This window comes from Geomicrobium sp. JCM 19039, from assembly GCF_000698145.1.
Lineage (GTDB): Bacteria > Bacillota > Bacilli > Bacillales > Marinococcaceae > Geomicrobium_A.
Window position 1 is genome coordinate 26,652 of sequence record NZ_BAXB01000022.1, and the last position, 13,129, is coordinate 39,780.

Genomic DNA, 13,129 nt, shown 5'->3' on the forward strand with positions numbered 1-13,129 from the left:
TGACAATAGAACAATGGTTAAATTACAAGCACATTCTAGAGAAGACTTGCGTCGTTCTGTAACGCGGAAGCTAAGAAAAGACGGCTACGTACCAGCTGTTCTTTACGGAAAGAAAACAGAAAGCACAGCGGTTTCTGTACCAAGCATTGAATTTATGAAAACGCTCCGTGAAGCGGGTCGTAACGGTATTATCGATTTGTTCGTTGACGGAGACGGCAAGAAGCACCAAGTCATGGTTCACGACGTACAAAACGACATCTTGAAAGGTGACACGACGCATATCGACTTTTTCGAAGTGGACATGAAGTCAGAGCTTGATGCTGACGTAGCCGTTAATCTTGTTGGTGACGCACCAGGTGAAGCTGAAGGTGGCGTTCTCTCACACATGATGTTTACAATTTCTGTACGCGCATTGCCAACAGAGATTCCAGAGCAAATTGAAGTCGATATTTCTGGTCTTGGAATTGGTGACTCAATTGCAGTTGCAGACCTTAAGTCTGGTAAGAACTTCGAATTCAATAACGATGACGAAGAAACAGTTGTAGCTGTACTTGCGCCAACGATTGAAGAAGAGCCAGCTGAAGGCGAAGAGACTCAAGAAGAACCAGAGCTTGTTGACAACGATGAAGATGCTGGTGAAGGTTCTGACGAACAATAGAATTATATGCGGAGCACAAGGCATAGCCTCTTGGTTATGCCTTTTTCGCATCACAAAAAACGAGGAAGGAAGAGTGCAGTGAAACTAATCGCCGGTCTAGGAAATCCCGGACTGAAATATACGAAAACGAGACATAATGTTGGGTTTATGGCAGTAAACGATTTAGCAGCGGCGTGGAATATCAAACTAAAAAGCATACTGCTTTTCGGGGTGAATATAATGAGATCAATGTGAACGGAGAGAAGGTCGCGCTATTAAAACCGCTCACATTCATGAATCGTTCTGGCGAATCGATTAAAGCTGTCATGGATTTCTATAAACTTAGCCCAGAAGACTTGCTCGTTGTTTACGATGATTTAGATTTGCCAGGAGGCACGGTTAAATTCCGTAAATCAGGTGGACATGGGGGTCATAATGGCATCCGCTCAATTATTGACCATTTAGGTACGAAAGAATTCAATCGGGCTCGAATGGGCATCAGTCGACCTCCTGAAGGCGTCCAGGTGGTCAATTACGTGCTGTCCAAATTTAGCAAAGAGGAAAAATCGAGCATTGAAGAGGCGAAGCAAATCGTCGTTCAGGCAAGCAAAACATGGTCGGAGAATGATTTTGATCGGGTGATGAACAGCCATAATTGATGTATATCTGTCTCCTTAATCGTTGAAACTAACGATAAAACAGAAGATAAGGAGACAGCGATGATGGTTGTATATTATCGATGCCGACAGTGTTTAAAAGAAATGGGTAAAGTGTCGTCAGCAAAAGCAACGCAGTATAACTTAGGGTTTGATGCGCTAACAGAAGAAGAACAAGCGGAAATGATTTCGGCTGACCAAGACGGTCACGTACATGTAGAGTTACTCTGTGAGCATTGTCATCAGATGACGGCAAATAACCCTGATCTACACGCGCAAACGAACTGGTACCACTAGGTCGAAAGCGTGGGCGAGTGTAGATTGTATGTTGAATTGTTTGAAAGTTCAAGAGGAGGACCGGCTTCATGAAAGCGATTGAAGAAAAGCTGCGCGTAAACCAACACATCCAAAGCGTTGCAGACGGTTTGATGAAGGGATGCGCGAACAGCTATTAACAGGCCTGAGCGGTTCAGCGAAAACGTTATTGTTATCCGGTCTTTATGATCAGGGCAGCAAACCACAAATATTAATTACGTACAACTTGTTGCAAGCGCAAAAATGGCAAGAAGACTTAAGTGATCTCGTCGGTGGGGACAACGTATACTTATACCCAGTAAATGAGTTAATCTCTTCGGAAATTGCGATTGCAAGCCCAGAGATGAGAGCGCAGCGCATTGAAGTCATGAATGCGTTTTTTGCTGATTTTAAAGGAATTGTCATTGTCCCTATCGCTGGACTCAGAAGACTTCTGCCCCCTAAAGATTTATGGCAAAAAAGTCAGTACACACTCACTGTAGGCGAAGATATTGAGGTTGAATCCTTTTTGGCTCACTTACAGGCGATGGGCTACACCCGAGTTGATCTCGTTCAGACACCGGGTGAATTTAGTGTGCGCGGTGGAATTATAGATATCTATTCATTAACCGAAGAGTACCCGCTACGCATTGATTTATTTGATACAGAGATTGACTCGATGAGGTTTTTCAATGCCGAGGACCAACGGTCTCTTGAAGAGATTACGACGGTGCGTATCGGACCTGCCGAAGAGACGATTATGTTTGATGAAGAGTGGGACCGAGGCTCATAAGTTGCACAGCGAGATGCAGCAAACGATGAAAAAGGTGAAGGATGAAGAAACGCGCGACAAATTAGAGCAAAACCTTACGTACGAAATTGACCAGCTTAAGGAGCGAATTCGCTTCCAAGGGTTGTATAAGTATGTGTCTTATTTCTATGAAACGAGCAGTACGCTCATTGACTATTTGCCTGAAGACGCAACGATTTTCGTTGACGAGATTAGCCGTGTGCAAGAGACGGCTGAACGTTTAGATGGAGAAGAGTCTGGCTGGAAGCTCACGATGTTAGAGCAAGGGGAAGCTCCTCACAACTTGCACCTGTCTACCGACTTCCAAGGGCTGCTTCAAGCGATGCATCAACAAGTCGTGTACTTCTCAATATTTATGCGCAATATCCCAGGTGTGCAACCTCAAAACGTCGTGAATGTAAACTGTAAAGCCATGCAGCAGTTTCACGGACAAATGCCGGTGTTGCAAAGTGAGATGGACCGTTGGATGAAAGCGGAGTTTACCGTCGTATTTATTGCATCCGATGAGGACCGGGCAAAACGTCTACAAAGTGTGTTGAGTGATTATGACATTCACGCCTCCACGGTTTCAAGGGACACGTCACTCCAACCTTCTCAGGCGTATATTATTGAAGGGGACTTACACAACGGCTTTGAATTGCCATTTGATAAATTTGCGCTCATTACCGAACGTGAAACATTCACGAAAAAAAGTGACCAAATCGCGACGTAGACAGAAACTTTCAAACGCTGAGAGAATCAAAAGTTATTCAGAACTAAACATCGGCGACCTCGTTGTACATGTAAGCCACGGGATCGGGAAGTACCTAGGGATTGAAACTCTCGCTGTAAACAATATGAACCAAGACTACGTGCACATTTCCTATGCAGGTAACGATAAACTTTATGTACCTGTTGAGCAAATTGATCAAGTTCAAAAATATGTAGGTTCCGAAGACAAAAATCCGAAAATATATAAACTCGGTGGTCAAGATTGGAAGAAAGTAAAACGTAAAGTTCAATCGTCGGTTGAAGACATTGCCGATGACCTAATCAAACTATATGCGGAACGAGAAAGTTCTAAAGGGTATGCGTTCCAAGAGGATAGTGCGGAGCAGCGTGAGTTTGAAAATGCGTTCCCGTACGAAGAGACAGAAGACCAAGTGAAAGCCATCGGTGAGATTAAGGAAGATATGGAACTCGAACGACCGATGGATCGATTGCTTTGTGGAGATGTAGGTTACGGGAAAACTGAAGTGGCAATACGTGCAGCGTTTAAAGCAATTATGAGTGGCAAGCAAGTGGCACTACTGGTACCAACGACCATCCTTGCTCAGCAGCATTTTGACACGTTTACGGAGCGCTTTGCTGACCATCCCATTAATATTGGCTTGTTAAACCGCTTTCGAACGAGAAAACAACAAAATGAAGCAATTCGCTCGCTCAATGCAGGCGGTCTAGATTTGGTCATAGGAACTCACCGCATTCTGTCAAAAGACGTTCAGTTTAAAGATTTGGGTCTTCTCATCGTCGATGAGGAACAGCGGTTTGGGGTGACTCATAAAGAGAAGATTAAACAGATGAGGGCAAACATTGATGTGCTTACGTTAACGGCGACACCGATTCCGCGTACGCTGCACATGTCAATGCTTGGGGTGCGAGACTTGTCGCTCATTGAGACGCCACCTGAAAACCGTTTCCCGGTACAGACGTATGTGTTGGAATACAATGCATCTCTTGTAAAAGAGGCGATCGAGAGAGAAATTAGTCGGGGAGGACAAGTGTACTTCCTCTACAATCGTGTAGATAATATTGAACGAATGGCCGAAGAGATTTCAATGCTCGTGCCGGATGCGGACGTGTCTTATGCGCACGGGCAAATGAATGAACGAGAACTCGAGTCGGTCATGATTGATTTCTTGGAAGGGCATAAAGACGTGCTCATTACGACGACGATTATTGAGACGGGTGTCGACATTCCAAATGTAAATACGTTAATTATTGCTAATGCTGACCAAATGGGATTGTCACAACTGTACCAAATTCGAGGACGAGTCGGACGGTCCAATCGAGTGGCGTATGCATACTTTACGTACAAGCGCGATAAAGTGCTCACTGAAGTTGCGGAGAAGCGTTTACAAGCGATCAAAGAATTTACAGAACTTGGTTCAGGTTTTAAGATTGCGATGCGAGATTTGTCCATTCGTGGGGCGGGGAATCTGTTAGGTGCAGAACAGCATGGCTATATAGACTCGGTCGGGTTCGATATGTATTCCCAGATGTTAAAAGAGGCCATTGATGAACGCAAGTACAAAGGCTCTAAAGAAGAAGGAAAGCCAAAAGCAGATGATATGCAGCTAGATATTAAAGTGGAGGCGTATCTTCCAGAAACGTATATTAAAGATGCAAAACAAAAAATCGAAATGTATAAACGATTCCGGAGCGTCTATACATTTGATGAATTATCAGACCTTCAAGATGAAATGATCGATCGCTTCGGAGAGTATCCAGATGAGGTTCGTTCTTTATTTTCTGTTGCAACGGTCAAGTTGTATTGTTTGCAAGAAGGTGTCTCTTCTGTGACAGAGACGAATGGGAAGTGTACGATCCTTTTCTCTGAAGAAGCTTCAAATGAAATAGACGGTGCTGAACTGTTCCGTGTTGTCAATGAAATGGGCAGAGATGTTGGGGTAGGAACCGAAGGGAAAAGTATAAAGATCAATATTCAGAAGCGGAAGATGAGTTCGCTCGTCTACATTACATTACTTGAGAAGCTCATGGCGCGAATTCCAGATATTAAAAAGCGGAATACACCACAAAACGTTTCGTAACGGGAGTCGGCGGAATTTATTTCCGTCGATTTTTCCTATTATGGCAGGCTTTCTAAAGAAAAAGGGAAATTTATTTCTTTATGGGTGAATAGTTCTTTTTTGGTTACGAATACTAAAAACAGTCATGAGAGCCAAATCATCGCTGTAGTAGAGAAACCATATTGAAAGAGAGGCATTTCCATGAAAGCTACTGGTATTGTTCGTCGCATTGACGACCTTGGTAGGGTTGTAATCCCAAAAGAAATTCGGCGCACGTTGCGCATTCGTGAAGGTGATCCTTTAGAAATATTTGTTGATCGTGACGGTGAAGTCATTCTAAAGAAATACTCACCGATCTCAGAGCTAGGTGATTTTGCAAAGGAGTATGCAGAGGCGTTGTATGATAGCTTGGGGCATCCGATTCTCGTTGCTGATCGAGACTCTTATATTGCCGTATCTGGCGGATCGAAAAAAGATTATGCGAACAAGAGCATTGGGGATATTGTGGAAGATTCGATTAACAATCGCTCAACGAATGCAGCATTTGAGCCTGGGGACTATAATTTAGTAAGTGATCATCGCGATAATATGCAAGGGTATGTTGTTGCGCCAATCATTGCAAGTGGGGATCCTATCGGTGCTGTCGTTATGATTGCAAAAGAAAAGCCGCCCGAGGAAAGTGTCGCACGCATGTTAATTGAAACAGCTGCAGGCTTTCTCGCACGGCAAATGGAACAATGATACCGAACTTATTAATTTTTCAGCTGGTATCCCTTTACAGATTCGGCCTGTTCCTTTATCATTGTAAGTAACATATCGATTCACCCCAAATATCATAACCCAAGGAAGCAGGCCATTGTCATCGTGGTCTGCTTTTATCGTTCTTAGTAGAATGTTTACCCACTGTGAGAATTCTTAAACATACGATCATGAATTAAGCGCTCTAGCGCTTGGTTTTGGTCATCCAGTTCTTCGAACTGTGTCTCGATGGTTTCTACATGCCCTCTTTGTTCTTCCACGCTGGCAACAACTTCTTCCATTGCAGTGAGAGACTCATCGCTAGAAGCAGCAACTTCGGATAACTCGTCAGTAATCGTAAGAGAAGTTGATGTTAAGTGCTTCACAATTGAATTTAGCTCACTTGCATAGTCTGAGAAGGTGTGGGCATGATTAAGTAGCACCGATATGCTCTCCTCGTTTTCCGCCGTTATTGCAAGGCTTACTTGCATCGCTTTTGTACTTTCCCGCACCTCTTCTTGAACCCTCATTGTTTGCTCCTCAATTTCTGTTAACATGTTGCGAATCTCTTCGGTCGATTGTTTTGAATTGTTGGCGAGCTTTTTGATTTCGTCTGCAACGACCCCAAAGCTTTTGCCGTGTTGTTTGGCACGAGCGGCTTCTATAGCAGCATTAAGTGATAAAAGGTCGGTTTGTTCAGCGATTTGATCGACGGTTTCTAAAATGCCGCCAATGTTTCCAGACATATTGGTGAGTCGTTCCATCGATTCGGTTGTTGTATCCATTCGTCCTTGTAACTGTTGAATTTCTGTTTTTAATCTCCCGATTCGCACTCGCTGCGCTTTCGTTTCCTCCAAACTTGCTTGAGACGCTTTATTTGAACGCGCAGCTGCCCCACCTAGATGTTGCACTTGTTCGTCTTGTTTTGTCATCATGTCATTCATCGTGTTTACGCTAAGTGATTGTTGCTCGATGCCAGCAGATACCTCATTGAAAGCGGTCTCAATTTCTGAAGTGACTTCTCGGGTAGATTGAACATTCGATTTCACCCGCTGGCCAAACGTAGAAATCGCCGCTTGTGTGCGTTGAATTGATTGGAGAAGCTTTTGCATTTCAACGTTGCTATCTTTGGCGCGAGCGGCTTCTTTCGCCGTTTCTTGTTGCATCGTTGAAGCAATGTGAGCTTGGAACATTAAGATAATGGTTGTTAAAATGATGTATAAGTTTAACGAGAATAAAATGTCGAATCCCAGCCCTTGGAACATGGAGTCATTAAATGAGATAAAAAAGAAGTTGGTTAAACCAAGATTCAATACTCCCGATATTCCGATTAATGAATAACGATTGTATAATGAGACGACCGCCAAACTAATAAAAATGATGAGCAAATTCGACAGCTTCGGTGACGTGGCTGTTAAAATAAGGCTGAAGATGGAGATGAACACGACGACAAGATATGGAACGGTTCTTGGTATCCATTTTTTGTACGCACTGACGGTAATAATGAGTACGAGTATTGCTCCAGAGAAAGCATAAGCGACAATGCCTTGGACAGGGACACCGCTAATGAAATTGTTTGCGAGGCCTAATAGATATAGAATAATAAGCAGATTAGAAAGCATTCGATTGCGTGAAATGAGTGTCTCTCGATTCATACATATACCCCCGAAGTTGATCGTTTACTAGTACTTATATCGGAGAATCCCCAAATAATTCAAGTATAAATAGGAGGTAAGACCCATGAGTCCTATAAAAAAATCATTGCCTTACTACATCCAGCTGTATCATGAGATGAAACGGATGATCTATCAACAAGAGCTACCGCCAGGAGAGCGAGTGAATGAGAGTAAATTGTCGAAAGACCTTGGTGTGAGTCGTTCGCCTATTCGGGAAGCGATGCGCTTATTGGAAAAAGACGGCCTCGTTATTGATGATGAATCTGCGGGATTTATCGTTTATACGTTTAAAAGCGCAGACGTGAAACATATATATCAAATTCGTTCAGCATTGGAATCCCTTGCTGTGCAGTTGCTCATTGAACAGGCGACTGCAGCTGAGCGGATAGGAATTGGAAACTTGCTGGAAGACATTGATGATCATATTCATAAGAACGATACGGACCCGAAGATTATTGATATGAATCAGCAGTTTCATGAAATGATTGCCGCAGGGAGCCAAAATCCATACTTGGTCAAACAACTGCATTCCATTAAAGTGTTGACGTATTATTTTCGGGTATTGAATTTCGAAGGGGCAGGCAGGGCTTGTCGAATTCAACAAGAACATCGTGCAATTTATGAGAAAATCGAGCAGTCCGACGGGGCAGGTGCTGCTTATGAGATGCAAAAGCACCTCGCCCAAGATTTACAACATTTACAACGTGTGATTAATAAAGACGACAGCGGGGTGTAAGCATCCCACTGTCGTCTTTTTATGAAGCATCAAATTATTTCCCGGGAAAGGTGTATCGCCACCAGAACGCGACCGCGAACAATGTGAACGCCCCGGCGAGGTATAGAAGGCGAATGTCTACAAGTTCGGAAATAATGCCGACAAGTAGCGACCCGACGCCGAACGCCAGCATAGAAAGTGCGTGTTCGGCCGCGTAAACGTTGGCGAACAGCCCTTCCTCAACCTTCGCTTGGTAAATCGTTTGGGTGCCGACATTCTCTAGCTGTAAAAACCATCCAAGCCCAATCATGACGATGAGGGCAACAACGGGAACGGTATTTATGCTAAATAATAAGGTGAGTATTGCAGAGCCTAAAAACCCTACAAATACGATACGAGCCAAGTGGTGCTGTACAAACTGGTCGTATCGTTGCAACAAGACGCCTGCGACCATTAGTCCGATAAATAAGCTCGCATTTAGCATTCCCCACCAAGCTTCAGAAACCGCTAAAACCTCTTCGGTAAACACGTAGAGTATCGCGGCAATCCAGATGACACTAATGATCGACGAGAAAAAGGATATGCCAGTCGTGTGGCGAAGCCACCGGGTTTGTAAAATCGTTACCCACCCTTTCTTCAATGGGGCGAAAAAGGACTCCGTCGATCCTTCCTCGTTCGCGAAAACGTCGGGCAGACGTCTCATTAGAATAAAGAAACAAACCGTAGCGATCGTATAGACGGTGAGCACGATCAAAAGAACGAGTTGTGAATGAGTCATCGCCAGTAGGACGCCACCAAGAGCCCAACACCCCATTTCCGTCGTTTCATTTACAACGGCAGCTTTACTGTTTGCTGCAACACGCTTGGAAGGGTCCACGATCCGAGGGATGAGTGTGTAGCTACACGGATCTGCCCACGCATCAAAGCTTGCGAGCAAGCCGATAACAATAAACCAGACGGGTACTGGAGCGAAAGGTACCGCCCATAGCAATGCCAACATGAGAACGACTTTCGTTCCTTGCGCAATAGCTAGTAGATGAGTTAACGTGACACGTTGAAAGAGCAGAGGGACGATGAGGCTTGATAGAAAGCGCACCCCTGTAATCGTGACGGGTATAAGACTCATGATAAATGGTGACGTGGTTTCAGCATAGATGATATGCATCAAGCTAACGATGTAAAGGACCATCCCCGCTTGATTGAACCTCTGCCGCTAACAAGTAGGGCGAACGTGTGGTTACGCATGGAACGTAAGCCTCCTTTTCGTCTTCATTGTTTAGCCAATGAGTAAAAGGAAGGCTTGTTTACATCGGAACACCCCTCTCTATAAAGGCGTAGCTCAGTTCATTCATCGCATTGAATCACATTGGATTCACCTCGTCATATGTATTGCATACAGTTTAGCACGAAACACCAAGACAATTTAAGAAGAAAAAAAGTAGGAGTTGTAACTGCATCAACCCTTCTTTCCATACACTCATCGCCAGATATTCGACCCCTCTTTTTGTTCACGAAGGCCAACAAGTCGTTAGCACGAGTCATTCCGAAGACCCTTCGGTTGATCTTCGGCACCTCTGGTGCCGAGTGTGACTAGCTCTTGAAGTTTATGTAGATAAGTGAAGTTCAGTATAGAAACGAACGTTCATAGAGTGCCCTTTATTAGGTGAATTGCGGTGTTTTAAAGTGGTCTAGATCGCCACCCCCAAAGAAATTCCCAAAATGAGTGCCTGTCGCCACGGCTTGTGCAGAAAATCGTGAAAAAAAGTTCTATGTAAGTTGAACTAAAGAATTTCTTTAAGAACCAATCGTAAGCTTGGTAAAGTGGAAACTGTGCTCGAGTTGTGATCAAACTTGTTCTCAAGTTAAAAAAAATCGCAGGAAAAGCGGTGTATTCTCATAAACTCGGTAACAGATTACCGGGTCATGTGTACATCCTCGCCCCAAAGTACCCACATCCTGTCGGCGCGAGCCGCGCCGAACCGAGTGCGGTTTCGTTTCGGCCCGGCGGGGCCGATGTGTCGTTGGCACTTCAGCTGGAATCTGCGCTCCAGTTGGAACAAACTGCGCAGGAGTTTGGCGAAACCGGCGCTAAAATAAGAGAAAAGCGCAGATGGGGAAAACTTGCGCGCAGAACGGTCGTTCGTCTTGCCCGCATGTGCCGCCATCCTCTACGGGAGCGGGTTCAAAGAACCATCTTTTGCATTTCCAAGCCAAAAACCTGGCATCCTGTCGGCGCGAGCCGCGCCGAACCGAGTGCGGTTTCGCTTCGGCCCGGCGGGGCCGATGTGTCGTTGGCACTTCAGCCTGGAATCTGCATGCAAGTTGGCACCGCGCTACCCCTCCAACCCAGCAGTTCAAATCTGGAAACCCACCGTTTTAACGCGATCTATATAAGTTGAACGAAAGAAATCCACTGAATTCGATGATCGAAATCGCTGTTTGCAGGTGAATGTCTACCTATCATCTTTTGAAGTTCATCTCACCTCGACAACTTCGTTGCCGACCGTTGTTCGTCACTGCAAGGGTTGCGGGCAACACGGAAAACGTTTGCCGAAGGGTAAAAAAGTTCGGACCGACGATCACCACCTGTCACAAGCATGCGATGACCTGTCACGTATGTGACAATCCAGCCCTCAAACCGAGCACTTTCGGCCTTCGACGGTCACATATATCGCGATTTGTGACCGTTGATTCGGTTTATGGGCGCATCCACGTTTAAAATGATGATTTTTCTTTCTCAAGTGTCACGTAAATGAATATATGGGGCATTTGGACTTCTTTCCACACCGTAACCAGTAGGCGAAAAGTGAACCGTGTTGCCCTTATACTCTGGAGTGCAAGCATCCGTCTGAAGTGGAAAGCAAAAAAAACTGCGCAATTAGGAAAATGTTAAGTTCATTCTATATAGATCGTCAATCTCCTGAAATTCCCCAAATGTCGCACACCTGGAGGCTTATATGAGCAAACACCACCTTAACCGCGGTAGAGTGCAGATGCAACCGTAAAAGACTTTAATATCAAGGCTTCCCACTAGCATTGCTCGCTTATTATCTCTTCGGCCATGCGTACGACAAATCGTCGTTTGTTCATCTTTATAACACAAAATCGACCGAACTCCATGTGGAGTTCGGTCGATTTCTTAACCTATCTCAGTCGCCTCAATATAAATTATATCTCGGTTTAGTATCCGCCAGCATCTCCAGAAATAGAAACGTTACTGAAGTCATAGATGCCGTTATTTTGTAATACAAACCCATCAACAGAGTCAGAAATTCCAGTAATATAATCGTTGTGAACAGTGAAGATTTGTGGCGCGTCGTTAATGATAATTTGTTCAGCTTGTGCGTACAAGTCTTCACGAACTTCATCATCTGTTTCGCGACGTGCTTCGTCAAGAAGCTCGTCAACTTCTTCATTCACATAGAAAGAGTTATTCCCTTCAGAACCTAGGTTATCTGAGTGGAAGTTCGGGTGCATGGCATAGTCTGCATCTGCCGTTACTGTAGACCAACCAGAGATGAAGATCTCGGTATTACCAGAGTTCATCGCCTCTAGATACGTACCCCATTCCATCATTTCAATGCTAATATCGACACCAATTTGACCAAAGTAATCTTGAGCGACTTCGGCTAATTGAATACGTGAGTGGTTTTCATCGTTCGTGTACAGTGTTGCAGAGAATCCATCTTCATAACCTGCTTCAGCAAGAAGGTCTGCTGCTGCATCAAGATCGTGTTCAATGGCTTCAGTATCTTCACTATAGCCAAATGTAATCGGGCTTAAAGGTCCTTTGGCTACTTGACCGTAACCGGAGTATAAACCTTCTACAATCGCTTCACGATCAATGGCCATCGCAAGTGCACGACGTACGTCAGGGTCATCAAATGGTTCTACGTCAGTGTTAAAAGCAATCGATTGGAATCCGAGTTGTTCTTGAGACAAGAGAGATGCACCATTGATGTTATCAACACTTGCAGCATTTGCAGGTTCAATTTGGTCAATGAAATGCACTTCGCCTTGATCGAGCATTCCCATTCTCGTGCTCTGTTCAGGAACAACATTGAAAGAAACGGTGCTTACTTGTGGCTCATCGCCCCAGTAATCTTCATTTTTTCCTAAATCAATCGCGTTTCCTTGCTCCCAGTGCTCAAGTTGGAATGGGCCAGTACCATAAGCTTCAGTACCGAGCAACACGTCACCATTGTCGTGGCCTTCAATCGCTTGCGGGCTAATAATCGCAGCGGCACTATGTGTAAGGTGGTCATCAAGCGATGCAAATGGTTCACTTAATTCAAAATGAACAGTATAGTCATCAACCGCAATCACATCTTCAACGAGCTCAAACATGTTGGCGCGTGGTTTTAGCTCATCTGAATCAAACAAACGATCAAAAGAAGTAACAACCGCTTCTGCATCTAACGGTTCACCGTCATGGAATGTAACCCCTTCACGGATATTAAATTCCCAAGTAAGGTCATCAATAATTTCGAATGATTCGGCAAGTGCAGGAACAACTTCCATGTTCTCGTCATGTTCAACGAGTGTCTCATAAATATTCGTTGTGACTTGAGAAGAAGGTACGTCTGTAGCAAAGTGAGGGTCCAGTGTGTCAATATCAGAAGATACTGCCATTACAAAATTATCCCCACCTGCAACTTCCCCTTGGTCGTCACTACCTGCAGCGCTTTCGTCAACGTCACCAGGGTCTGATGTACATCCAGCAAGTAAAACTGCCGTACCAGCAATTCCGGCAAATAAGTGTTTCTTACTTGTCATTACTCATTCCTCCAATTATAGTATGGTGCATCTGAGA

Annotated in this window: 7 protein-coding genes and 2 pseudogenes; 6 read left to right on the forward strand and 3 right to left on the reverse strand. The window is 44.5% G+C overall.

Going from position 1 to position 13,129, the window contains the following annotated elements; genetic code table 11:
* The first annotated feature begins 13 nt into the window (after positions 1-13).
* The 5 genes and pseudogenes from JCM19039_RS17065 to spoVT all read left to right on the forward strand — a co-directional run bounded on the left by JCM19039_RS17065 (position 14) and on the right by spoVT (position 5,928).
* Positions 14-658 (forward strand): 50S ribosomal protein L25/general stress protein Ctc, encoded by a 645-nt coding sequence (locus JCM19039_RS17065; protein WP_042429444.1) that lies wholly within the window; start codon positions 14-16, stop codon positions 656-658.
* A 78-nt stretch (positions 659-736) separates the two neighbouring features.
* Positions 737-1,296, forward strand: a pseudogene (pth, locus tag JCM19039_RS17070) (aminoacyl-tRNA hydrolase).
* Between the two features lie 63 nt (positions 1,297-1,359).
* Positions 1,360-1,590 (forward strand): anti-sigma-F factor Fin, encoded by a 231-nt coding sequence (locus tag JCM19039_RS17075; RefSeq protein WP_042429446.1) that lies wholly within the window; start codon positions 1,360-1,362, stop codon positions 1,588-1,590.
* Positions 1,591-1,658: 68 nt separating this feature from the next.
* Positions 1,659-5,208: pseudogene (gene mfd, locus JCM19039_RS17080) on the forward strand (transcription-repair coupling factor).
* 180 nt (positions 5,209-5,388) lie between these two features.
* Positions 5,389-5,928, forward strand: coding sequence for a stage V sporulation protein T (gene spoVT, locus JCM19039_RS17085; protein WP_042429449.1), 540 nt, complete (start codon positions 5,389-5,391; stop codon positions 5,926-5,928).
* A gap of 155 nt (positions 5,929-6,083) precedes the next feature.
* Here spoVT and JCM19039_RS17090 read toward each other — a convergent pair whose 3' ends face one another.
* Positions 6,084-7,580 (reverse strand): methyl-accepting chemotaxis protein, encoded by a 1,497-nt coding sequence (locus JCM19039_RS17090; protein WP_042429452.1) that lies wholly within the window; start codon positions 7,578-7,580, stop codon positions 6,084-6,086.
* A gap of 85 nt (positions 7,581-7,665) precedes the next feature.
* On the opposite strand from JCM19039_RS17090, the gene JCM19039_RS17095 reads away from it, so the two are divergent.
* Positions 7,666-8,337, forward strand: coding sequence for a GntR family transcriptional regulator (locus JCM19039_RS17095; protein ID WP_042429453.1), 672 nt, complete (start codon positions 7,666-7,668; stop codon positions 8,335-8,337).
* A 34-nt stretch (positions 8,338-8,371) separates the two neighbouring features.
* Here the strand turns inward: JCM19039_RS17095 and JCM19039_RS17100 are convergent, their stop codons facing one another.
* A complete protein-coding gene (locus JCM19039_RS17100) occupies positions 8,372-9,505 on the reverse strand; it encodes an MFS transporter (protein ID WP_042429456.1) in 1,134 nt (377 codons plus the stop codon).
* Positions 9,506-11,496: 1,991 nt separating this feature from the next.
* Positions 11,497-13,092 carry a glutathione ABC transporter substrate-binding protein gene (locus JCM19039_RS17110; RefSeq protein ID WP_042429459.1) on the reverse strand — a complete coding sequence of 532 codons (1,596 nt, stop codon included), beginning with the start codon at positions 13,090-13,092 and terminating at the stop codon, positions 11,497-11,499.
* Positions 13,093-13,129: the final 37 nt, after the last annotated feature.

Coding starts and splice junctions, on each gene's coding strand:
- JCM19039_RS17065 (WP_042429444.1), top strand. CDS start 14: ATGGTTAAATTACAAGCACATTCTAGAGAAGACTTGCGTCGTTCTGTA.
- JCM19039_RS17075 (WP_042429446.1), top strand. CDS start 1,360: ATGGTTGTATATTATCGATGCCGACAGTGTTTAAAAGAAATGGGTAAA.
- spoVT (WP_042429449.1), top strand. CDS start 5,389: ATGAAAGCTACTGGTATTGTTCGTCGCATTGACGACCTTGGTAGGGTT.
- JCM19039_RS17090 (WP_042429452.1), bottom strand. CDS start 7,580: ATGAATCGAGAGACACTCATTTCACGCAATCGAATGCTTTCTAATCTG.
- JCM19039_RS17095 (WP_042429453.1), top strand. CDS start 7,666: ATGAGTCCTATAAAAAAATCATTGCCTTACTACATCCAGCTGTATCAT.
- JCM19039_RS17100 (WP_042429456.1), bottom strand. CDS start 9,505: ATGGTCCTTTACATCGTTAGCTTGATGCATATCATCTATGCTGAAACC.
- JCM19039_RS17110 (WP_042429459.1), bottom strand. CDS start 13,092: ATGACAAGTAAGAAACACTTATTTGCCGGAATTGCTGGTACGGCAGTT.